Source organism: Methylobacterium sp. 142-1Y (genome assembly GCF_057747795.1).
This window is the reverse complement of record NZ_CM173224.1, coordinates 3,095,333-3,118,689: the sequence shown is the minus strand read 5'-3', so window position 1 is coordinate 3,118,689 and position 23,357 is coordinate 3,095,333. Positions and strand designations below refer to the sequence as shown.

The 23,357-nt window shown below is 71.0% G+C and carries 15 protein-coding genes; 6 read left to right on the top strand and 9 right to left on the bottom strand.

Translation table 11 applies throughout. The features are described 5' to 3' along the window. Nucleotides 1–158 precede the first annotated feature (158 nt). Entirely contained in the window at nucleotides 159–1,109 is a 951-nt protein-coding gene (locus tag AC3AOF_RS14120) for an alpha/beta hydrolase (RefSeq protein WP_236990208.1), read from the top strand. Between the two features lie 5 nt (nucleotides 1,110–1,114). Then, nucleotides 1,115–2,020 (top strand): DMT family transporter, encoded by a 906-nt coding sequence (locus tag AC3AOF_RS14115; protein ID WP_488348853.1) that lies wholly within the window; start codon nucleotides 1,115–1,117, stop codon nucleotides 2,018–2,020. Nucleotides 2,021–2,024: 4 nt separating this feature from the next. Here AC3AOF_RS14115 and AC3AOF_RS14110 read toward each other — a convergent pair whose 3' ends face one another. Further along, nucleotides 2,025–3,071 carry a transporter gene (locus AC3AOF_RS14110; RefSeq protein WP_236990210.1) on the bottom strand — a complete coding sequence of 349 codons (1,047 nt, stop codon included), beginning with the start codon at nucleotides 3,069–3,071 and terminating at the stop codon, nucleotides 2,025–2,027. A gap of 101 nt (nucleotides 3,072–3,172) precedes the next feature. Then, nucleotides 3,173–5,041 (bottom strand): M3 family oligoendopeptidase, encoded by a 1,869-nt coding sequence (locus AC3AOF_RS14105; RefSeq protein WP_236990211.1) that lies wholly within the window; start codon nucleotides 5,039–5,041, stop codon nucleotides 3,173–3,175. A gap of 282 nt (nucleotides 5,042–5,323) precedes the next feature. On the opposite strand from AC3AOF_RS14105, the gene AC3AOF_RS14100 reads away from it, so the two are divergent. Together AC3AOF_RS14100 and AC3AOF_RS14095 are read left to right on the top strand one after the other, a co-directional pair. Next, complete coding sequence (locus AC3AOF_RS14100; RefSeq protein WP_488348852.1) at nucleotides 5,324–6,811, top strand: sigma-54-dependent transcriptional regulator; 1,488 nt, start codon at nucleotides 5,324–5,326, stop codon at nucleotides 6,809–6,811. Nucleotides 6,812–7,064: 253 nt separating this feature from the next. Continuing rightward, nucleotides 7,065–9,212, top strand: a complete 2,148-nt coding sequence (locus AC3AOF_RS14095) for a L,D-transpeptidase family protein (protein WP_236990213.1) — start codon at nucleotides 7,065–7,067, stop codon at nucleotides 9,210–9,212. 923 nt (nucleotides 9,213–10,135) lie between these two features. Here the strand turns inward: AC3AOF_RS14095 and AC3AOF_RS14090 are convergent. Together AC3AOF_RS14090 and AC3AOF_RS14085 are read right to left on the bottom strand one after the other, a co-directional pair. Further along, entirely contained in the window at nucleotides 10,136–11,209 is a 1,074-nt protein-coding gene (locus tag AC3AOF_RS14090; RefSeq protein WP_236990215.1) for a quinone-dependent dihydroorotate dehydrogenase, read from the bottom strand. 2 nt (nucleotides 11,210–11,211) lie between these two features. After that, nucleotides 11,212–11,559 (bottom strand): DUF952 domain-containing protein, encoded by a 348-nt coding sequence (locus AC3AOF_RS14085; protein ID WP_236990216.1) that lies wholly within the window; start codon nucleotides 11,557–11,559, stop codon nucleotides 11,212–11,214. A gap of 149 nt (nucleotides 11,560–11,708) precedes the next feature. Here AC3AOF_RS14085 and AC3AOF_RS14080 point away from each other — a divergent pair, with 149 nt between their 5' ends. Then, the gene (locus tag AC3AOF_RS14080; RefSeq protein WP_236990217.1) at nucleotides 11,709–12,335 is read left to right on the top strand and encodes a S24 family peptidase; all 627 of its coding nucleotides are present in this window, start codon (nucleotides 11,709–11,711) and stop codon (nucleotides 12,333–12,335) included. Between the two features lie 6 nt (nucleotides 12,336–12,341). Here the strand turns inward: AC3AOF_RS14080 and AC3AOF_RS14075 are convergent, their stop codons facing one another. From AC3AOF_RS14075 to AC3AOF_RS14055, 5 genes are all read right to left on the bottom strand, one after another. Beyond that, a complete protein-coding gene (locus tag AC3AOF_RS14075) occupies nucleotides 12,342–15,869 on the bottom strand; it encodes a NahK/ErcS family hybrid sensor histidine kinase/response regulator (protein ID WP_488348851.1) in 3,528 nt (1,175 codons plus the stop codon). 96 nt (nucleotides 15,870–15,965) lie between these two features. Next, the gene (locus tag AC3AOF_RS14070; RefSeq protein WP_236990219.1) at nucleotides 15,966–16,139 is read right to left on the bottom strand and encodes a metallothionein; all 174 of its coding nucleotides are present in this window, start codon (nucleotides 16,137–16,139) and stop codon (nucleotides 15,966–15,968) included. After that, entirely contained in the window at nucleotides 16,136–16,471 is a 336-nt protein-coding gene (locus tag AC3AOF_RS14065; protein ID WP_488348850.1) for an ArsR/SmtB family transcription factor, read from the bottom strand. Before AC3AOF_RS14065 ends, AC3AOF_RS14070 begins: the two co-directional genes overlap by 4 nt. A gap of 275 nt (nucleotides 16,472–16,746) precedes the next feature. Beyond that, nucleotides 16,747–18,291, bottom strand: a complete 1,545-nt coding sequence (gene glgA / locus AC3AOF_RS14060) for a glycogen synthase GlgA (RefSeq protein WP_272913274.1) — start codon at nucleotides 18,289–18,291, stop codon at nucleotides 16,747–16,749. 228 nt (nucleotides 18,292–18,519) lie between these two features. Next, nucleotides 18,520–20,154, bottom strand: coding sequence for an alpha-amylase family glycosyl hydrolase (locus tag AC3AOF_RS14055; protein ID WP_442919276.1), 1,635 nt, complete (start codon nucleotides 20,152–20,154; stop codon nucleotides 18,520–18,522). A gap of 646 nt (nucleotides 20,155–20,800) precedes the next feature. Between AC3AOF_RS14055 and AC3AOF_RS14050 the strand changes: the two genes are divergently transcribed. Further along, on the top strand, nucleotides 20,801–23,326 hold the full coding sequence (locus tag AC3AOF_RS14050; RefSeq protein ID WP_488348849.1) for a glycogen/starch/alpha-glucan phosphorylase: 2,526 nt from the start codon (nucleotides 20,801–20,803) through the stop codon (nucleotides 23,324–23,326). The last annotated feature ends 31 nt before the right edge of the window (nucleotides 23,327–23,357 follow it).

Here is a 23,357-nt window from a genome sequence, read left to right as displayed (position 1 = left end):
TGCACCGTTTGGCAATCCGGACCTGAGATGGCAACCTTCGCGGAATAACCCAAGATGTCCGCCGTACCATTCGGGCAGGATGGTGACCCGCCCGCAACCCCGAGACGCTCCGCCGCCCCGCGCCGGCGGCGCAGCGCCGCGAGATTGATACCCCCAGCATGATCGACCACGCGATCTTCGACCCGGCGAAAGCCGATCCCGACGCCGAGCGCCTGAACCGGGAGATCATCGCCGCCCAGGCGAAGGCGCCGGACCCCTGGTCCATGCCGGTGGCGGAGGTGCGCGAACGCCGCCGGCGCGGCAGCCTGGCCTATCCGGCGATGCCGCACAGCCCCCGGGCCGAGACGATCACGATTCCCGGGCCCGGCGGGCCGCTGGCGCTCCGGGTGATCCGGCCGCAGCGGAAGGCCCGGGGCGCCTACCTGCACATCCATTCCGGCGGCTGGGTCTGGGGCGGCGCCGACGAGCAGGACCCCTGGCTCGAGCGCATCGCCGAGCGCTGCGGCTTCGTCTGCGTCTCGGTGGAGTACCGGCTGGCGCCGGAATACCCCTATCCGGCCCCGATCGACGATTGTGAGGCGGCGGCGCTCTGGCTCTACCACGAGGGCCGCAAGCTGTTCGGGGTCGAGGCGCTGACCATCGGCGGCGAATCGGTCGGCGCGCATCTGAGCGTGATGACGCTGCTGCGCCTGCGCGACCGCCACCGGCTGCCCAAGGCGTTCCGGGGCGCCAACCTGTTTTCCGGCCTCTACGACCTCGGCGTCACCGCCAGCGCCCGCAACTGGGGCGAGGAGCGCCTGGTCCTCAACTCCACCGACATACGCCGCTTCGCCGACGGCTTCGTGCCCGAGGGCGTCGCCCGGCGCTCGCCCGACGTGTCGCCGCTCTACGCCGACCTCGCCGGCCTGCCGCCGGCCTTGTTCTCGGTCGGCACCCGCGATCCGCTCCTCGACGACACCCTGTTCATGTCGATGCGCTGGGCCGCGGCCAACAACGGCGGCTACACCTCGGTCTATACCGGGGGCTGCCACGTCTTCATCCGCTACGAGCTGGCCATGACCCAGCGGGCCCTGGAGCTGATCGAGCGCTTCCTGATGGCCCTGGCGTAGGGGCGGTGAAACACGGCCATTCGGCCGCGGCCGCCTACGCGCTGCTCGCCTTCGCGACGTTCCTCTGGGCCGGCAACGCGGTGGCGAGCAAGGTCGCGGTGGGCCTCGTCTCGCCGCAGGCCCTCGTGGCGTTGCGCTGGTCGATCGCGCTCACCGCCATCGCGCTCGTCGCCGGGCGCGAAACCTGGGCGCATCGGCGCGCCCTCCTGGCGCATTGGCCGATGATCCTGCTGATGGGGGGCGTCGGCTATACCGGCTTCAACGCCCTGACCTACGAGGCGGGCGCGCTGACGAGCGCCGTCAACCTGTCGCTGATCGAGGGCACCATCCCGGTCCTGGTGCTGCTCCTCAACTTCCTCGTCCGCGGCGTCGCGGTACGGCCCGGCCAGATCGTCGGCTCGGTCGTCACGCTGGCCGGCGTGGTGCTGGTGGCGAGCCACGGCGACCTCGCGCGGCTGCGCGCCCTCGACTTCAATCGCGGCGACCTCCTGGTGCTGCTCGCCTGCCTGTTCTACGCCGGCTACACCGTCGCCCTCCCGTCGCGGCCGGCGGTGCCCGGCCTCGCCTTCTTCGCCGCCATGGCGATCGCCGCCTGGGCGACCTCGATGCCGCTGCTGATCGGCGAGTGGGCGGCCGGCCGGATCCTGTGGCCCGGTGCCGCCGGCTGGTCGCTGATCGCCTTCACGGCGCTCGGGCCATCGCTGGTGGCGCAGCTCGCTTACATGCGCGGGGTCGAGACGATCGGGCCCAACCGCGCCGGCCTGTTCAACAACCTTGTCCCGGTCTTCGGGGCGATCCTGGCGGTCGGGCTGGTGGGCGAATCCTTCGGCCTCGTCGAGGCCGCAGCCCTCGCCCTGGTGCTCGGCGGGATCGCGGTGGCGGAGCTGTCAGGGCGCCGCAAGGCGGCCTGAGCGATCACCCCTTCTGCCCGCCGAGCCCGAGGCGGCGGATCAGCAGGAAGGCCGCCGCCGCCGACATCACGGCGACCAGAATCGCGACCGTCGAGCCGTCCTCCCACTCGGCCAGCGGCAGGCCCTTGGTGTTCATGCCGAACAGGCCGGTGACCAGGGTCGGGGGCAGGAACAGGGCGGTGAGGATCGACAGGGTGTGGAGCTGGCGGTTCGACTGGCGGGCGAGCAGCCCCGACAGCTCCTCCTGCAGCAGCCGGCTGCGCTCGGCCAGCACCACCATGTCGCGATCCAGCGCGTCGAGGCGCTGGGCGATGCGGGCGGCCGCCTCCAGGGTCTCGTCGGCCAAGTCCTCGCCATCGTCCTCCAGGCGGTGGAACACCGCCCGCAGGCCGTTGAGCTGGCGGTGCAGCCGCACGGCGTCGCGGCGGATCGGCCCGAGCTGGCGGGTCTCGTCGCGGATGCGCTCGTCGAGGATGTGGTCCTCGATCCCGTCGAGGCGCTCGGACAAGGTCGCGCCCCGGGCACCGATCGCCGCCGCGACCCGGCCGATCAGCGTTTCCAGAAGCGCCACCGGTCCGGGCAACGCCCTGCCCTCGGCGATCGCCTCGCGCACCGCGTCGGGCCCGACGATCGGGTGCCGGCGCCCGCTGACGAGGTAGTTCGGTCCGAGCACGAAGTGCAGCCGCCCGGCGGCGTCGGGCAGGCGCTCCGGCGCGGCGGATGCCTCCGCGTCGCGAGTCAGGTCGGCGTCGCGGGTGAGGTCGGCGATGACGCCGCCGACCTGGCCGTCCTCGATCGTGACCCGTTGGTGGGGATCGCTGGCGAAGGCCGCCGCCGCGAGGTCCGGCGGGCCGAGGCGCCCCTCCGCCATCAGGGCCGGCACCCGCGCGTCGTTGAGGTTGACGTGGAGCCAGACGAAGCCTTCGCCGAAGCGGCCGAGGGCCGGGATCTCCTCGCCGGGTCCGACCAACCGTCCGTTTCCCGTCGCGTCGAACCGCATCGCCCAGATCAGGCCCGGAAGGGCGGGTTCGTCGCTGAGGAGGGGCGGCATCGGGCGTCCTTGTCGTCCCACCCATCTGAAGGGGAACGACCGGGACGCCGCCGCACCCGGCCACCGTCGCTAGGGGCCGGGCGCGACGGTTCGATGACGGCTCAAGCCTCCATCGCCTCAAGCTCCGCGATCATCCCCTCGATCATCGACAGGCCGATCTGCCAGAAGGCCGGGTCGCGGGCGTCCAACCCGAACGGCGCCAGCAATTCGCCATAGGGCTGGCTGCCGCCGGCCGCGAGCAGCGCGAAGTAGCGCTCGACGAAGGCCTGTTCCGCAACGGAGTCGCCGCTCGCCCGCTGGTAGACGCCGTAGAGCGAGTTCACCAGGCAGTCGCCGAAGGCGTAGGCGTAGACGTAGAACGGCGAGTGGATGAAGTGCGGGATATAGGCCCAGTACGGCTCGTAGCCCTCGTCGAGCCGAATCGCCGGCCCGAGGCTCTCCGCCTGCACCGACATCCACAGGGCGTTGATCGTGTCGGCGGTCAGCTCACCCTCGCGGCGAGCGAGGTGGACCTTGCGCTCGAAGGCGTAGAACGCGATCTGGCGCACCACCGTGTTGATCATGTCCTCGACCTTGGCGGCGAGCATCGCCCGGCGCTGTACCGGCTCGGTGGTCGCTTCCAGCACGCGGCGGAAGGTCAGCATCTCGCCGAACACGCTGGCGGTCTCGGCGAGCGTCAGCGGCGTCGGCGCCATCAGCGCCCCGTTATGGCCAGCCAGCACCTGGTGCACGCCGTGGCCCAATTCGTGGGCGAGCGTCATCACGTCCCGCGGCTTGCCTTGGTAGTTGACGAGCACGAACGGGTGGGCCGAGGGCACGGTCGGGTGCGCGAAGGCGCCCGGCGCCTTGCCGGGCCGCACCGGCGCGTCGATCCAGCCGCCGTCGAAGAAGCGCCGGGCGATCTCGGCCATCTTCGGCGAGAAGGCGCCGTAGGCCGACAGAACGGTCTCGCGCGCCTCGGCCCAGGGAATCGTGCGCTGCTCGACCTTCGGCAGCGGCGCGTTGCGGTCCCAGTAGGCGAGATCGTCACGCCCGAACCACCGCGCCTTCAGCTTGTAGTAGCGGTGCGACAGGCGCGGATAGGCCGCCTGAACGGCGGCGACCAGGGCCTCGACGGTATCACGCTCGACCCGGTTGGCGAGGTGGCGGGCATCCGACACGTCGGTGAAGCCGCGCCAGCGGTCGGAGATCTCCTTGTCCTTGGCGAGCGTGTTGGTGATGAGCGTGAACACCCGCAGGTTCGACCGGAACACGGTGCTTAGCGCGCCGGCCGCGTCCCGGCGCACGGTCTCGTCCGGGTCCTGGAGCTTGTTGAGGGTCGGCTCCAGCGTCAGCTCCTCGCCGCGCAGGGGGAAGCGCAAGGACGCGATGGTCTCGTCGAACAGCCGGTTCCAGGCGGCGCGCCCGGTCACCGACTTCTCGAGGAAGAGCTTCTCGGCCTCGTCGCTCAGCTGGTGCGGCTTCTCGCGGCGGATGTCCTCGAGCCAGGGGCGGTAGCGGGCGAGGGGCGGATGGGCGGCCGCCGCGTCGATCAGGGCATCCTCGACCCGGTTGAGCTCGAGGGTGAAGAACAGGAGGTCGCTCGATGCCGCGGTCAGGCGCTCCTGGGTGTCACCGTAGAACTTGGCGCGGGCCGGATCGGTGGTGTCGCCGGAATAGACGAGGCCGGCATAGGACATCAGCCGGCCGAGCCGGTCCTCGATCGCCTCGTAGGCCGCGACCGCGGTGCCGAGCCGGTCGGAGGCGTCCTCGCCGGCGACGAGGTCCCGGACACGGCCGCGATAGCTCTCGGCGAAGCCCCGGCACTCGGCCTCGGCGCGGTCGAGGTCGGCGGCGAAGGCCGGGTCGTCGAGGCCGGCATAGAGGTCCGACAGGTCCCATTCCGGCAGCGGCCCGAGATCGACGGCGCGGGCCGTGGCCTTCGCGGTGCTCAGGGCGCTGTCCGACGGCGCGGCGGCACTCAGCGGCATGGACGATGTTCCTCTCGGGGAAAAGCGGTGAGGGGGACATATCGGCCCCGAGGGCCCCGCGATCAACCGAGCCGGCCACGATTGCCGCGCAAGGCCTCCCTGTGTCTCCCGACCGGGAACCTCTCGTTGGCGTTAAGAGCGACTTTACGGTTGTGACGCAGCATACGGCTCGAAACGAAACAGCCGCGTGATTCGCGGATGGCTCGCTCGAGGCAGGCCTCCGGACACGGCAAGGCTTTGCGGGCGGCGCTTCACGGCGCCGGTCCCGCCTGAGGAGAACAGATGACCACCACGGTCCTCATCGTCGACGACGATCCCGTGCAGCGCCGGCTGGCGGAGGCCATGGTGCGGCGCCTCGGGTTCGAGGCCGTGGTGGCGGAGAGCGGGGCCGCGGGCCTCGACGCCATCCGGGCCCCCGATTCCAGCATCGACGTGGTGCTCCTCGACCTCGCCATGCCGGGCGGCCTCGACGGGATCGGCGTGCTGGGCGAACTGCGCAAGACCGGCATCGACACGCCGGTGATCGTGCAGACCGCGAACGGCTCGATCGACGCCGTCGTCAACGCGATGCGGGCGGGCGCGGTCGATTTCGTGGTCAAGCCGGCGGGCCCCGAGCGGCTCCAGGTCTCGATCCGCAACGCGCTCCAGGTCGATCAGCTCCAGGACGAGATCCGGCGGATGCGCCGGCGCGCGTCGGGCGCCCTGTCGTTCCGCGACCTCACCTCGAAGAGCCCGGACATGGCCCGGGTGATGCGGCTCGCCGAGCGGGCGGCGAAGTCCAACATCCCTGTGCTGATCGAGGGCGAATCCGGCGTCGGCAAGGAGGTGCTGGCCCGCGCCATCCAGGGCTCGGGCGACCGCCGCGGCAAGCCCTTCGTCACGGTCAATTGCGGGGCGATCCCCGACAACCTGGTCGAATCGACCCTGTTCGGCCACGAGAAGGGCGCCTTCACCGGCGCCACCGAGCGCCATCTCGGCAAGTTCGTCGAGGCCTCGGGCGGCACGCTGTTCCTCGACGAGATCGGGGAGCTGCCCCTCGACGCGCAGGTGAAGCTCCTGCGGGCGCTGCAGGAGGGCGAGGTCGACCCGGTCGGCGGGCGCAAGAGCGTGCGGGTCGACATCCGGCTGGTCTCGGCGACGAACCGCTCGCTCCTCGACCTCGTCAAGCAGGGCCGCTTCCGCGAGGACCTGTATTACCGCCTCAACGTCTTCCCGATGACCCTGCCGCCGCTGCGGGCCCGGCGCGAGGACATCCCGGACCTCGCCCGCTCGTTCTGCGCCCGGTTCGCCGCCGAGGAGGGCAAGCGGGTCCGCGGCATCGCCGCGGAGGCGATGGCGCTGATCACCCGCTACGACTGGCCCGGCAACGTGCGCCAGCTCGAGAACGCGCTGTTCCGTGCCGTGGTGCTCGCCGACGGCGACGAATTGACGATCGCGGAATTCCCGCAGATCGCCGCCCAGGTCCAGGGCTTCGACGTGCGCATCCCCGCGGCCCCGGCCCAACCCGAGCCCGGCACCGTTTCGGCGCCGGTGCGGGAGATCGTCCGCGTCGAGGTGCGCGATCCCCACGCCCTCTCGCTCGTCGCCGAGGAGACCGGCGAGATGAAGACGATGGAGGGGCTGGAAGGTGAGATCATCCGCTACGCCCTGCAATTCTACCGCGGGCGGATGTCGGAAGTCTCGCGCCGCCTCGGCATCGGTCGCTCGACACTCTATCGCAAGTTGAAGGAACTCGGCCTCGACGACGAGAAGGCCGAGGACGCCGCCTGATCTTCGCGCCCGCACGGGCCTTCGTCCGAAGAAAACCGCATTTGACGGGTTTTGGGCGGAGCAGCGTGGTCGCCGATCCCGGTTTTGCACCGCGACCAAGGCCGCGGTGCGCCACGACACGTCGCGAACGCCCACGGTTGCATGTCGTCGGGGTGTGGCTGCCGTGCGATGGCACGGCCTGCGCCGACGTGTTTACTAGTCTAGATTGACCAGCGTGGCCGCTCGTGATGGCCGCGGCTTCGAGGAGAGGACCATGGCTCCCAGGCGCAGGACCGGGCGGAAGGCGGGCGCGGCAGCGACCCTCGCGGTGCTGCTGGCGGCGCAATCCGGCCTGCCGGGAGCGCGGGCCGAGGGCGTCGCCGCGGTGCCGGGGCCGGTCGCGGGCGTGACCGCGACGCCGCCTCCGGCGATCACCACGATCCCGGACGCGGCAAAGCCCAGCCCGGAGGTCCCCAGGTCTGAGATCCCCAGGTCGGAAGTCACGAAGCCGGAGGTCCCGACGCCCTCGGCGGACGGCAAGGCCGGCGATGCGGCAAAGCCCGCTTCCGCCTCGGCCGAACCCACCTCCGTTCCGCCGGAGGCCGCTCCGGTCCAGCCCGCCGCCCTGCCCGGCACGGCGGCGCCGGCACCCGCGGATGCGGGCCCCGCTCCGACGGAGGCCGCGGCGCCCGCCCTGCCCCCGCCCGCCCCCGGCGATCCCGTCGCCGAGGTGGTGGCGGCGCGCCTCGCCGACCCAAATTTCAGCCTGATCCGCCGCCTCAACACGAAGCAGCGCGAGGCGATGCAGGCCTTCTACGCCCTCGGCGCGTTCAAGTCGGTCTGGCTCACCGACACCGGCTGGTCTGACGCCGCCAAGGCGGTGATCGCTCGGCTGCAGGCGGCCGGCGAGGACGGGCTCGATCCTCTCGCCTATCCGATCCCGCTCCTCGATCCGCCCCACGCCACGCCGGCCGACCGGGCCGAAGCCGACCTGAAGCTCTCGGCGGCCGCCGTGCTCTATGCCCGCGACGCCCGCGGCGGGCGCCTCGACCCGGCGCGCCTGTCGCGCTTCATCACCCCCAAGCTCGACTTGGCCAGCGCCGACGCCGTGCTGACCCGCCTGACCCCGGCGGGCGCAAATGCCGGCGCCCTGCTCCAGGCCTACAATCCGGGCCAGCCCGGCTACCTCGCCCTCAAGGCGAAGCTCGCCTCGTTGCGCGCCCAGCAGCCGAACCGTGCCGTGCCGATGGTGCGCCTGCCCAAGGGCCCGGCGCTGAAGACCGGCATGCGCGACGCCCGGGTGCCGCTGATCCGGGCCCGGTTCGGGATCGGTGGTGCGCAGGACGCCACGGCTTACGACGAAGGCGTGGCGACGGCGGTGGCGAGCTTCCAGCGCCAGCGCGGCATGAAGGCCAGCGGCGTCCTCGATCCGGCGACCGTGGCGGCTTTGGCCGGCCCGGCGCCGGACAGGCAGGAAGCCGATCTCCTCGCCAACATGGAGCGCTGGCGCTGGCTGCCGGCCGATCTCGGCCGCACCCACGTCTTCGTCAACATCCCCGAATTCAAGGTGCGGGTCATCCGCGACGGCCGCGTCCTCGACGAGGCCCGCACGATCGTCGGCAAGCCCGATTCGCCGACCCCGATCTTCTCCGGCGAGATGACCTACGCGGTGGTCAACCCGTCCTGGACGGTGCCGCCCTCGATCCTGAAGAGCCAGTTCCTGCCGGGGCTGGCCCGCGACCCCAACTACGCCGCCCGCCTCGGCTACCAGGTGGTCAAGCGCGGCAACGGCATCGCCATCCGGCAGCCGCCGGGCGAGCGCAACGCGCTCGGCTTCATCAAGTTCATGTTCCCCAACGACCACGCGGTCTACCTGCACGACACGCCGAACCGCAGCCTGTTCTCCCGCTCCGAGCGGGCGCTGAGCCACGGCTGCGTGCGCGTCGACGATCCGTTCCGCTTCGCGCAGGTGGTGCTCGGGCCGCGCTGGCCGACCGAGCGGCTGAAAGGCCTGATCGGCAAGGGCGAGCGCACCGTGATGCTGCCGGAAAAAATCCCGGTCCACCTCGCCTACTTCACCCTGGAGGCCGACGCGAACGGAACCCTGCGCAGCCTGCCCGACCTCTACGGCGTCAATGCCCGGGTGAAGGTGGCGCTCGGCCTCTCGAACGAGGCGCTGCCGCCCGAGGCCGGCCACAAGCCGAAGGTCGCCGGCCCGAAGCCCACCACAGTCAAGCCCACCACGGCCCCCGGCGCCGCGCCGCGGCCGAGCCGCGACCTCGCCCAGCATCAATCGCCCACGCACCGTCCGGCCCCGCGCCGTCCGGTCGCCACCGCGACCGAGGCCGAGGAACCGGCGGCGGTGCAGCCGGCGCCGGACTATTTCGGCGAGACCGGGGCGATCCGGCGTGGGTGGTGGTGACGGAGCGGGCGGGCCCGTGCCCGCCCGCTCCGTCCGTGTAGGATACAGGTTCGTCAGGGGAACTTTCGAGACGAGAAGAACGCGGGTTTCCCGTCTCCCCGCGGGCGGCAGGGCTGTCCGGAGAAGCTAGGAGGCACGGTCCGTTCTCCTGCAGCGCGTGGTCGTGATCGGTGTCGCGGTTTGTCTTGGTACGAGCAGGTCTGTGACCTCGGTCCAGGTTTGAGGCTCGAACAAGCCCTGCCGCCGCAGGTCGACGAAGCGCAAGGATCGGCACCCGCGGGACAGTGGCGGCGCAGCTGGATCCGGCCCGTGCCCATGCCCAGGCGCGAATCACCCTTGCTGGCCAGGGCGACCGCGTGGTCGGCCAGCAGCGTGAAGCCGTCGCCCTCCCGCTTCGGCTTGGGCGGCAGGGGGCGGCGGGTCCGCACGCGCAGGCGCATGTTGGTGTTGGGCCGGGTGGCCGGCCAGGCCGCCGAAGGTCTCGGTGAACACCGCCAGCGGCCGGCGCTGGTTGGCATCCGGGAGGGTCGAGCGGCGCAGCGGCCCGGTGCCGAGTTGGCGATGGGCCGCCGCGTGAGCGTTCCGGGCCACCTCCAGGGTCCGCAGGCTGGCGGCCGGGCTGAGCTGGCGAAGATCGGCGCCAGCAAGCGGTCTCAGGAGGAAAAGCGCTTGTAGTAGGCGTCGGCGCCGTGGCGCGCGACGCCCTCGGCGATCTGCTGGCGATCGAATCCTCCCAGCAGCTGAACGAAGCGGATATCGCTGGCGTGCATGTCCTGCCCGGATGCTCGTGTCTCGACAACCGGACGGCTCCCGGAGCACCTCCGGCGTGGCAGGGCATAGCACCTACCCGAGAATTTTCCCCGGACAGCCCTGCGCAGAGGGGAGAGGGTTCGGACGGTGCGGCCTTCAGTAAGGTCGGCGCTTCACGCCGAGCGCGCCAGCTCCTCTGCATCCCGCCCGACGACGTCGGCCAGGCTCCGAATCCCCTCCGCCTCCATCCGGCGTACCAGCCCGGCCTTGATCTCCTCGACCAGGCCCGGGCCGGCATAGACCAGCGCCGAATAGAGCTGCACCAGGCTCGCGCCGGCCCGGATCTTGGTCCAGGCGGCCTCCGCCGAATCGACCCCGCCGACGCCGATCAGCGGCAGCGCGGCCCCGACCCGCAGGAAGGTTTCGGCGAGCAGGCGGGTCGAGGGCGAGAAGAGCGGTCGGCCGGACAGGCCGCCGGTCTCTCCCTTCGCCGCCGCCGCGAGGCTCGCCGGCCGGGCCACGGTGGTGTTGGAGACGACGAGCGCGTCGACGCCGCGGCGGCGTGCCGTGGCGGTGATCGCGTCGAGGCCGTCGAGGCCGATATCCGGGGCGATCTTGAGGAGGATGGCCGTTCCCGCCCCGGATTCGTCGCGGGCCGCGACCACCCGGGCGAGCAGGTCGTCGAGGAAGGCCTCCCCCTGGAGATCGCGCAGGCCCGGCGTGTTGGGCGAGGAGACGTTGACGGTGACGAAGTCGACGAGCCCCGCGAGCCCCCGCGTGCAGGCGACGTAGTCGGCGATGCGGTCGGCCGCCTCCTTGTTCGCCCCGATATTGACCCCGACGATCCCCGGCCGGCCGCGGCGGGCCTCGAGGCGGGCGCGCACCACCGCCAGCCCCTCGCTGTTGAGGCCGAACCGGTTGATCACCGCCCCGTCCTCCGGCAGCCGGAAGACCCGCGGGCGCGGGTTGCCCGGCTGGGCCCGGGGCACCACGCCGCCGACCTCGACGAAGCCGAATCCGAGCCCGAGCAGCGCGTCCGGCGCCCGCGCACCCTTGTCGAATCCCGCCGCCAGCCCGACCGGGTTGGGGAAGCGGCGCGACATAACGGTTACGCAGAGACGGGGGTCGTCGACTGGCGGGCGCCGCAGGGGAAGGCGCGCGAGAGCCCCCAGGGTCAGGTTGTGGGCGGTCTCGGCATCGAGGGCCTGCAACACGGGGCGAACGAGCGGAAATACGGCCGAGAGCACGATCAACCCCTTATGATATCTGGAAAAACATGCACGCCATCCGGCCCGGCCGGCAGTTTTGCGACGTGCCGGACGGCGGAGAGCGGCAACGGGCCGTAGAGATGCGGAAACAGGGCGCCGCCGCGGGACGGCTCGTAACGCAGGGCTTCCCCCAGCGCCTCCGCGTCGATCGCGATCAGGAGAAGATTGTCCTGTCCCGCGAAGTGCTTGGCGGCCGTCTCGGGGGCCTGCGCGGCGGTCGAGAAGTGGATGAAGCCGTCCGCCAGATCGACCGCCGCGCCGTCGAACCGGCCGGCCGCCTCGGCGTCGCGCCACAGGGCGGCGGGGCATATCTTGTAGATGAGGGTCATGGACGCCGCGAGCCTCCTCGGCGGGGTGGGGGCGAGCGATAGCCGCCCCGGGACGGGCCGGCAACGCCCGTTGCCTTTCGGTGAGGGTTCGGTAGTTTACATTTGTTAGTTCAGTGGTGAACACCGCCCCGCGTCAGGCCAGGTCTCCCATGCTGTCCCACGAGCGAATCTGGTCCGCGATCGATCACCTCGCCGAGCGCAACAACCTGACCGCCTCGGGCCTCGCCAAGCGGGCCGGGCTCGACGCGACGAGCTTCAACCGCTCGAAGCGGGTGAGCCCGGATGGGCGCAAGCGCTGGCCCTCGACGGAATCGGTCGCCAAGATCCTGGCGGCCACCGGTGCCACCCTCGACGATTTCCTGTGCCTGATCGAGCCGCGGAGCGCGGATGCCCGCATCGCGGTGCCGCTGATCGGCAGCGAGGCCGCGGCGGGCCATATCGGCGCCAACGGCCTGCCGGGCAATGGTAGCGTCGTCGAGGAAGTGGTCCTGCCGGGCCTCGGACCGGAACGCTGCTTTGCCATCGAGGTGCGCAACGGCGTCCTCGCCCCCCTCTACCGGGACGGCGACGTCCTGGTGGTCTCCCCCACCGCGGCGATCCGCAAGGGCGACCGGGTGGTGACGTGCCTGGACGGCGGCGACATCCTGGTCGCCGAATTGAAGCGGCGCACCGCCCGGGCCGCCGAACTCGGCGCGCCGGTCCTCGGCGAGCCGGACCGGATCGTCCCGATCTCCGAGATTACCTGGATGGCCCGGGTGATGTGGGTGCGGCACTGACCCGAACTAGTCCGCGGCCGCCCTCTGGTCGCGCCACCGGGTCAGCAGGGCGCGGAGCGCGGCCGGCTTGAGCGGCTTGCTCAGGACCTGGACCCGCTGGGCGCCCGCCGCGTCGCGGACGTCCGGCGAGCGGTCGGCGGTGAGGAGCACCGCCGGGATGTCGGCGGCGAGCGCCGCCCGCAATCCGGCGATCAGGTCGAGGCCGGTGCCCTGGTCGAGGTGGTAATCGGCCACGATCACGTCCGGGCGTAAACGGCCGCCGAGCACCAGGGCCAGGGCTTCGCTGAGCGAGCCGGCGGTGTGCAGGGTGCAGCCCCAGCTGCCGACGAGGACCCGCATCCCGTCGACGATCGCCGGCTCGTTGTCGACTGCCAGCACCGTCAATCCGGCGAGCGGCACGGTGGCCGGGCGCGGCGCCTCGCCCTGCGCCTCGACCACCGGCCGCATGGGGGCGCCCGGCACGGCGACGCAGAAGGCCGAGCCGCGGCCCGGCCGCGAGGCGAGGCTCACCGGATGGTCGAGGAGCCGCGCGGTCCGATCGACGATCGACAGGCCGAGTCCGAGGCCGCGGGCCACCCGCGCGCCCTGGTCGAGGCGCTGGAACTCGCGGAAGACCAGCTTCTGCTGTCCCGCCGGGATGCCGAGCCCGGTATCCAGCACCATCAGCGCTACCCGGTCGCCGCGCCGCCGCGCCCCGACGAGCACGCGCCCTTGCGGCGTGTACTTGATGGCGTTCGAGACCAGGTTGTGCAGGAGCCGGCGCAGCAATTGCCGGTCCGAGCGCAGGGCCAGGGACGACGGCATCACGGTGAGCCTCAAGCCCTTCTCCTGCGCCATCGGGCCGAATTCGCGCTGGACCTGGCGGAAGAGTTCCGAGACCCGCACGATCGACAGCTGGGGTTGGAGCGCCCCGGTATCGAGGCGCGAGATCTCGAGAAGCGCGGTCAGGATCTCCTCGACGGCGTCGAGGGAGGCATCGACGTTCTCGGCCAGCGTCGGGTCGGTGCACCGGTCACGCTCGACGAGCGCGCTGGCATAGAGCCGGGCGGCATTGAGCGGCTGGAGGATGTCGTGGCTGGCCGCCGCCAGGAAGCGGGTCTTCGAGGCGTTGGCCCCCTCGGCCTCGGCCTTGGCGCGGGTCAGCGCGGCGTTGAGGCGGGTCAGCTCCTCGGTGCGCTCGCGCACCCGGGTCTCCAGTTCCTCGTTGAGGCGGGTGCGGGCCTCCTCGGCAGCGACCATGTCGGTCACGTCCGTATAGGTCGCGACCACGCCGCCATTGGGCAGGAGATTGGCGCGGATCTCGATCACCCGGCCGCTCGGATGCAAGCGCAGGCGCTGCGGTCCGGATTCGAGCCGGAAGGCGGCGATGCGCTCCCGTACCAGCGTGTCGGCGTCCCGGGCCCCGTAGGCACCCCGCCCGGCATTGAAGCGGACGATGGCTTCGAGATCGATGCCGGTCTGGATCATGTCGGGCGGCAGGTCGTAGAGGTCGGCGAAGGCCCGGTTCCAGACGATCAGCTTCATGTCGCGGTCGAAGACCGTGATGCCCTGCTTGGCATGATCGAGGCCGTGCTGGAGGATATCGCGGCTGTACTGGAACGCCGCCGAGGCGTCGTCGAGGAGCTTGAGCGCCGCCTTCGGCGAGACGTTGCGGCGGCGCAGGAGCAGCGACAGGGCGAGCCGGGCCGAGGAGGCGCCGATCGCCGAGGCGAGCAAATGCTCGGCGTGGCGCAGTTCCGGCAGGCCCGCCACCGCGTCGTCGCGCAGGGGACCGCGGCCTTGTCCTTGCGCGAAGTCCTCGAAGGCCCGTATCGCCCGTTCCTCGCCGAGGAAGCGGGCCACGGTCGCGCGCAGTTCGCCCAGGGTCACGGCGCTGCGGAACAGCCGGAAGCTCGGCGCGCCCAGGCCGGCCTGATGCCCGAAAGCCTCGGCCTGCAGGCGCTCGATCGCGCTCGGCCCGCGCAGGAGCGAGAAGCCGAGATAGGCCAAGGTGTTGAGGCCGAGGCTCCACAGCGTTCCGTGGACGAGGCGGGGAAAGTCGTCGACGCCCATCAGGGCGGTCGGGCTCAAGAAACCGATGCCGAACGGCCCGTCGGCGATGAGCGAGGCACCCCAGCCGTCCCCGGTGACGAGGCTCGGCAGCAGGAGCGTGTAGAGCCAGACCGCGAAGCCGACCGTGAGCCCCGCGGCGGCGCCCAGGCCCGTGCCGCGGCCCCAGTAGAGCGCGCCGACGAAGGCCGGGCCGATCTGAGCCACCGCCGCGAAGGACAGAAGCCCGATCGAGGCGAGCGCCACCTCGCCGGCGACCCGCGAATAGGCGTAGGCCACCAGCACCACCGCGACGATCGCGATGCGGCGCACCACCAGCACGTAGCCGCCGAGATCCGGGGAAGCGGGTTCGGGGGAGGGGGCCCCCGCCACCAGGTTGCGCCGGCGGAGCGCCACCGGGATGACGAGGTGGTTCGAGATCATGATGGCGACCGCGACCGATTCGACGATCACCATCGCGGTCGCCGCCGACAGGCCGCCGATGAAGGCGACGAGCGCGATGCCGTCGGCCCGCTCGTGCAGGGGCAGCGCCAGCACGGTCATGTCGCGCTGCACCGTGCCCTCCGGGAAGAGGGCGAGGCCGGCGAGCGCCAGCGGCACCACGAACAGGTTGATGAGAACGAGGTAGAGCGGGAAGGTCCAGGCCGCCCGCCCGACATCGGCGACCGCACGGTTCTCCACCACCGCCATGTGGAACTGGCGCGGCAGCAGCAGCACGGCGGCGGCCGAGAGCAGGGTCTGCACGATCAGGGTGGCGGGGCCCGAGGTCTGCCCGGCGAGCGTTCCGAGGCCGTGCACCGCACTCGAGGATGCCGGTAGGTCGCGCAGCATCCAGCCCACCACGAAGCCGCCAACGGTGAGGAAGGCGAGCAGCTTGACGAGGGATTCGAGCGCCACCGCGAGCGTCAGCCCGTCCTGGTGCTCGGTGGCGTCGGCATGACGGGTGCCGAAGGCGACCGCGAAGCCCGCCAGCACCAGGGCCACGAACAGGCCGAGATCCCCCAGCATGCCGGCCGGCGCCCCGACCCCGTCGGTGGCGGTGAGGAAGACCTGGAGCGAGGCCGCCACCGCCCGCAATTGCAAGGCGATATAGGGCACCGCCCCCACCACCGCGATCAGGCAGACCAGGGCGGCGATGCGCTCGCTCTTGCCGTAGCGGGCGGCGATGAAATCGGCGATCGAGGTCGAGTTCTGGGCCTTGGCGATCCGCACCACCCGGGCGACCAGCCGATGCCCGAGGCCAACCACCAGGATCGGGCCGACATAGATGGTGAGGAAGTCGAGACCGGCATGGCTGGCGAGGCCGACCGAGCCGAAGAAGGTCCAGGAGGTGCAGTAGACCGCGAGCGACAGGGCGTAGATCGTCGGCCGCACCCGCGCGTCGCGCATCAGCGTCCGCCCGGCCACGTCGCCCCAATGGGCCACCGCGAACAGGGCGCAAATGTAGACGAGGGCCGCCAGTACCACCGTCCAGCCCGCGATCATCGCAATCCGCCCATCTCCGGCCCGGGGAACCGGGCGTTGCACATGGTCGGGGCTTTAGAGCATGTGGGGGGCGCAATCACGCCCCCGGGTGTCGCGTCAGCCGTGGCAGGTGCAGCCGGCGTGGTCGCAGCCGGCATGGTGGGGATGGCCCTCGGCGCATTCCTCGCAGCAGAAGGCCTTGCCGTCGCGGGACACGGCCTTCGCCGCGGGCACCACGCAGACGCAATCCTCGCAGGCGCACTTGACGGTTTCGGTGGTCGGGCTGGTCATGGTTCCGGTTCCTCGTCGTGGGTGTGGTGGCCGTGCTCGTGCGGCTCGGTGAGGTGGGCGAGCATGTTGCGCAACACGTCGCGCACGTGATCGTCGTCGATCGCGTAGGCGACGTGCCGGCCGTGGCGCACCGCGCGCAGGATGCGGGCGGTGCGCAGCAGGCGCAGGTGATGCGAGGTCAGCGATTGCGAGAGTCCGAGTGCCTCGCCGATCTCGCCGACCGTGCAGGCCCTCTCCAGGCAGGCGAGTACGATGCGCAGGCGGTTCGGCTCGCCGAGGAGCCGGAACACCTCCGCCACATCCGTGACCTGCCCGGGCGACAGGGGCTGCACGCCGACCCACTCCTCAACACATGAGCACATATTCATGTTTTGCTGACGCAAGGAGAGTTGTCAAGTCGCGACTGCTCGTCGAGGGGGCCCGACGGCCCGGCATCGAACCGTCGCCGCACATAGGATTAAAGACCTATTCTCGATCGAGACGGATTCGGGCGGTCCTGCGCCCGAGGTCCCGGACGCGATCGACCCCGCGGTGCCGACGGCACCGCGGGGTCGATGAGCGCAAAACGATGAAGGTCGCGTCGTGCGCGGCGAGATGCCGGTCCTGATCAGGCCGCCGCGCGGCCGCGCATCAGATCCGCGCCGTTGCCGATCACCCGGGTGTAGAGCGAGGAATAGCCGTCGGCAGCCTTGTCCCAGCCGAACTCCCGGGCCATGGCGCTGCGGCGCATCGCGCCGAGGCGGCGCTTCGATGCGAAGGCGTCGAAGGCGCGGCGGATCGCGCCGCTCAGGCCCTTGAGCGAGGATTCACCGAACAGGAAGCCGGTGACGCCGTCCTCGACGGTGTCGGCGAGGCCCCCGGTGCGGTGGACGATCGGCAGGGAGCCGTAGCGCTGGGCGTACATCTGGGCGAGACCGCAGGGCTCGAAGCGCGACGGCATCAGCAGGAAGTCGCTGCCGGCAAACATGCGGTGGGCGTCGGTCTCCTCGAAGCCGACCCGTACCCCGACCGAGCCGGGATGGCGCCGGGCGAGGTCGAGGAAGGCGGCCTCGAAGCGCGGCTCGCCCTGGCCGGTCACCACGAGCTGGCCGCCCTCGGCGACGATCGACTCGGCTGCCGCGAGGGTCAGGTCGACGCCCTTCTGGTGCACGAGGCGCGAGACGATGGCGAAGAGGGGCCCGCGCGAGACGCCGAGGCCGAAGCGGGTGCGGACCGCATCGGCATTCGCGCGCTTGCCCTTCCAGTCGTCCGGCTCGAACCGGGTCGCGAGGAGAGGATCGGTGCGGGGATCCCACGATTCGTCGATGCCGTTGAGGATGCCGGCGAGCCGGCCCTGATGGGCGCGGGTGCGCAGCAGGCCGTCGAGGCCGCAGCCGAATTCCGGGGTGGTGATCTCGTGGGCGTAGGTCTCGCTCACGGTGGTGACGTGCGACGAATAGAACAGGCCTGCCTTGAGGAAGGACAGCTTGCCGTAGAACTCGACCCCGTCGATGTGGAAGGCGCTCTCCGGCACGCCGAGGCGGCCGAGATTCTCCCAGGGGAACAGACCCTGATAGGCGAGGTTGTGGATGGTGAGCACCGTCGGCGTGCGCAAGCCCCGCCAGGCCAGGTAGGCCGGTGCCAGGGCCGTCTGCCAGTCGTTGAGATGCAGGAGGTCGGCACGCCACTCGGGATCGACGCCTTGCGCCAGTTCGGCAGCGGCGAGGCTGAGGCGGCCGAAGCGCAGGTCGTTGTCGGGGAAGTCGACGCCCTGGTCGCCGTAGGGCGAGCCGTCTCGCTCGTAGAGGCCGGAATTGAGGATGACGTAGACGGGCAGGCCGTCGCCGGTCTCGATCAGGCCGAGATCGCAGGGCGGCATCTCGGCGCTGCCGGCGAGATGGGCCACCACGGTGATCTCGGGGTGCCGGTCGACGACCTGGCGATAGCCCGGGATCAGGATGCGAACGTCGTAATGCTGGCGCAGAGCCCGGGGCAGGGAGGCCGCGACCTCGCCGAGGCCGCCGGTCTTGACGAAATCCGCCATTTCCGGCGTGGCGTAGAGGATCCGCGGCTTGAGCGAGCCGCGCAAACCCTCGACGGTTCCCCGCGGGGAGCCGCCAGACGGCAGAGCCGGCGCCTGCGAAGCCGACCGTGCCGACGCCGGAAATGTCATGAAAGAGCCCCCACGCCGCGAGCCGGACGGATCAAGAGCGGACGATACCGCGGCGTACTGCCACGACAACGCGCTACTCCCGCCCAGGTTCCAGTGCACTGCACAATATCATGGCGGCGCCGGGCGGCAAGAAAAATTTACGTAGATCGGAAGAAAGAAATCCCGATTCTCGCCGGTCCGCAAAGCTGTGCCGCGTGGAGCGCAGAGCTTAGGCGGGTAAAGGTCGGATCAGCCGCTGCCCCCCGGAGCGCACCGGACGAGCACCAGCGCCTCGTCTCCCGCGAGTGCGAAATGCCCGTCCTGCGGGCCCTCGCCGCGCCGGCCGCCGGCGCTCGACAGCAGCACCTCCCAGCCCGATCCGGGCGGCACCTCGGTCGTGCAAGCTTCGTGCCCGAAATTGAGCGCGACCCGGATCACCGCGTCGCCGTGCAGGCGCTCGTAGACGAGGACGCTTTCCGAGACCGACACCGCCCGGTAGGCGCCGATGCCGAGGGCCGGATGGTCGCGCCGGAGAGCGATCAGGCGGCGGTGCAGGGTCAGGATCGAGGTCGCGTCGTCGCGCAAGGTCTCGACGTTGCGGGTCCGGGCCTGCGGGTCGAGGGGCAGCCACGGCTCGACGGTGGAGAAGCCGGCCTGCGGCCCGGGCTCCCATTGCATCGGCGTGCGCTCCGGGTCGCGGCCGCGGCCGGGCTCGTTGTGCTCCCAGGGGTCGCGCACGCGCTCGGGGGGAATCGGCACGCGGCCGAGGCCGATCTCGTCGCCGTAATACAGCGTCGGCGTGCCCCTCAGGGTCAGGAGCAGCACCGCCGCCACCCGGGCCTGCGCGTCGCCGACCCGCGCGGCGATGCGCGGCTGGTCGTGGTTGCCGAGCACCCAGTTCGGCCATCCGCCCTCGGGAAGGGCCGCCTCGTACTCGGCGATGAGCCGCGCCACGTCGCCGGCATGCCAGGGCGTCTGGATCAGCTGGAAGTTGAACGGCAGGTGCGCGCCGGAGAGATCGACGCCGTAATAGGCGACCAATCGCTCGAGCGGCAGGTAAATCTCGCCGATCAGCACCCGGGCGTCGTATTCTTCCAGCACCGTTCGCATCTCGGCGATGACTTGCATCACCTCGGGCTGGTCGGCGGAGTGGATCTGGAGCAGGCTGTTGATCTCGGGCTCACCCGGCCGATAGTCCGGATTGACCGGATTGTCGCGAAGCGCCTCGTCCTTCATCAGGTGCCAGATCACGTCGACCCGGAACCCGTCGACGCCGCGGTCGAGCCAGAAGCGCAGCACGTCCATCATCGCGGCGCGCACCTGCGGGTTGCGCCAGTTCAGGTCCGGCTGCTCGCGCAGGAAGGCGTGATAGTAGTATTGCCCGGTCGCGGGATCGAGGGTCCAGGCCGGCCCGCCGAAATTGCTGATCCAGTTGTTCGGCGGACCGCCGTCGGCCGCGGGATCGCGCCAGATGTACCAGTCGCGCTTGGCGCTGCCGCGCGACGCGCGGCTCTCGCGGAACCACGGATGCTCCTGGGAGGTGTGGTTCGGCACGAAATCCATGATCACCCGCAGGCGGCGGCGATGCGCCTCGGCCACCAGGGCGTCGAAATCCGCGAGCGTGCCGAAGAGGGGATCGATGTCGCAGTAATCGGAGACGTCGTAGCCGTAATCGGCCATCGGCGATCGGCAGACCGGCGACAGCCATACCGCATCGACCCCGAGCCAGGCCAGGTAGTCGAGCCGCGCGGTGATTCCCTTGAGGTCGCCGACGCCGTCGCCGTTCGTGTCCTGGAACGAGCGCGGATAGACCTGGTAGACGATTCCCGCCTTCCACCACAGCTCGCCGGCCAGCAGGGTTGCGGGCTTCGGGTCCTCGGTCATACGGGGCTCCTGCGCGTGCGGGGCTTTCGGGAGACGCCGCATTGGGCGCGATCGAGTTTTGTACGGGGGGTTGAGCGGCCGGGCGGCCGCCTTTATAGGGGCGCCCGCGGCGCGGGTTCCCCACGGGGAAGCCGTCCCGCCGCATCCGGTTCCCGCGCGCCCGCGCGCGGAGAACGAGCGTGGCACACCTGCATCACCGGTGGCCGCGACACCATCATGACGTCGCCGGCGTGGCGAGAGGATTGAGCCTCGTCCGTGCCGGGAGGTCCCGCGGCCGATTCGCCGGAAGAGCGACGTCCTGCCGCCGGAAGGTCAGACTCCGGAAGGTCGGACCCTGGCGCAACCCTGCCCTAACGGTTAGCCATTCCCCAAGGGCATTGCTTAATCCTAAGGTCCGGCCTGCGGGCGACCCCGAAAGCGTTCACACTCGCTTCAGGCCGCTCCGCCAAAATCAAGTCTCGTTTCCGTGAGACGTGTCGGGATAGCAACACGGCGTCAGTCATACGCTCAAGCTCGTCCCGGCGTCTCGACATCGCCGTTCCACAGCCACACGATGCTGCCGTGGCCGAAGGTTTGCTGCACGGCACGCGACACGAGATCGCGCTGCAGCAACACGAGACCTGCGGCAGGGAAGGGGGTTTCCAAGGTGCTGAACGAAGTTCATCTGTCCGGTCGCCAGCGCGACGAGGCTTCGCGCGAGGCGCAGGCCGCCGAAGCGACGCGCTCCTGGATGCCGCTCGCCGCGCCCGCCGCGCCGGCGGGCGACGAGGTCACGGTGATGCGCACCGCGATCCTGGCCAAGCTCGCCTATGCCCTGGGCAAGACGCCCGCGACGGCGCGCGACCGCGACTGGTTCGTCGCCACGGCTCTGGCCCTGCGCGACCGGGCGGTCGCCGCCAGTGCCATCTCGGCCGGGATCGTGCCCCCGAAGCGCGTGCATTACCTCTCCCTCGAATTCCTGATCGGCCGCCTGCTCTCCGACGCGATGGGCAATCTCGGCGTTGCCGAGACCGTGCGGGCGGCGCTCGCGGGCCTCGACGTCGATCTCGACGCGGTGGCGGGTGCCGAGCCTGATGCGGCGCTCGGCAATGGCGGCCTCGGACGGCTGGCCGCATGCTTCATGGAGAGCATGGCGAGCCTGGCGATTCCCGCCTACGGCTACGGCATCCGCTACGATCACGGCCTGTTTCGGCAGGTGATCGAGGACGGGGTGCAGCGCGAGGTGCCGGAGACCTGGCTGTCCGAAGGCAACCCCTGGGAGTTCGAGCGGGCGGAGGCCGCCTGCGATGTCGGCTTCGGCGGCGACGTCGCCATGAGCGTCCAGCCCGACGGCACGCTGCGCCGGGTCTGGCGCCCGGCCGAGACCGTGCGCGCCGTGCCCTACGACACCCCGGTGATCGGCCGTGGCGCCAAGCACGTCAACGCCTTGCGCCTGTGGGCCGCCCGCGCGCCGGAGGCGATCGACCTCGCCCGCTTCAATGCCGGCGACCATGTCGGCGCGGTCGCCGAGCGCGCCCGGGCCGAGGCGATCTCGCGGGTGCTCTATCCGAGCGACGGCACGCCGGCCGGCCAGGAACTGCGCCTGCGCCAGGAGTTCTTCTTCACCTCGGCCTCGCTCCAGGACCTGGTGCGCCGTCACGTCGTCGAGCGCGGCGACCTGCGCTCGCTGCCCGACCACGCGGCGATCCAGCTCAACGACACCCACCCGGCCATCGCCGTGCCGGAGCTGATGCGCCTCCTCGTCGACGTGCACGGCATGGCCTGGGAGGATGCCTGGCACGTCACCACCCAGACGCTGGGCTACACCAACCACACCCTGATGCCGGAGGCCCTGGAGACCTGGCCGGTGGAGCTGATGGAGCGGCTGCTGCCGCGCCACATGCAGATCATCTACCTGATCAACTGGATGCACCTCGAGGAGGTGGCGAAGCACGGCAGCTCGCCCGAGCACCTCGCCGAGGTCTCGCTGATCGACGAGAGCCACGGCAAGCGCGTCCGCATGGGCCATCTCGCCTTCCTGGGCGCGCGCCGGGTCAACGGCGTCTCGGCGCTCCACACCGAGCTGATGCGCCAGACGGTGTTCGCGCCGCTCCACGCCCTCGACACCGACAAGATCGTCAACAAGACCAACGGCATCACCTTCCGGCGCTGGCTCCACAACGCCAATCCGGGGCTCACCGCGCTCGCCGTCGAGGCGGTCGGTGCGAAGGTTCTCGACGATCCGCGCCACCTCGAAGGGCTCGCCGCCTTCGCCGACGATGCCGCCTTCCAGGCGCGCTACGCGGCGGTGCGCCGGGAGCGCAAGGAGGCGCTCGCCCGCGTGGTCGAGGAGCGCGCCGGCATCACCCTCGATCCCGACGCCCTGTTCGACGTCCAGATCAAGCGCATCCACGAGTACAAGCGCCAGCTCCTCAACATCCTGGAGACGGTCGCGCTCTACCAGGCGATCAAGGCCGAGCCGCACCGGGACTGGACGCCCCGGGTCAAGCTCTTCGCCGGCAAGGCGGCGCCGAGCTACCATCAGGCCAAGCTGATCATCCGGCTCGCCAGCGACGTCGCCAAGCGCGTCAATGCCGATCCGGACGTGGCCGGGCGGCTGACCGTGGCCTTCGTGCCGAACTACTCGGTGAGCCTCGCCGAATCGATCATCCCGGCCGCCGACCTCTCGGAGCAGATCTCGACCGCCGGCCTGGAGGCCTCGGGCACCGGCAACATGAAGCTGGCGCTCAACGGCGCGCTGACCATCGGCACGCTCGACGGCGCCAATATCGAGATCAAGGACCATGTCGGTCCCGACAACATCTTCATCTTCGGCCTCGACGCCGCCGGCGTCCAGCGCACGCAGAGCCAGCCGGGCTACGCCGGACGGGCCATCGCGGCCTCGCCCCGCCTGCGGGCTGCCCTCGACATAATCGCCGCGGGCGGGTTCTCGCCGGGCGAGCCGGGCCGCTTCCGCCCGCTCGTCGACGAACTGACCCACGGCGACCGCTTCCTGCTCACCGCCGATTTCGACGATTACTGGCGGGCCCAGCGCGAGGTCGATGCGGCGTGGCGCAAGCCCAGGACCTGGTGGAAGTCGGCGATCCTCAACACGGCGCGGACCGCGTGGTTCTCGTCGGACCGGACCATGCGGGAATACGCCGAGGAGATCTGGCGGGTGCGGGTGGGCTGAAGCAGCCTGACCTGAGATGAACGCAAGAAGC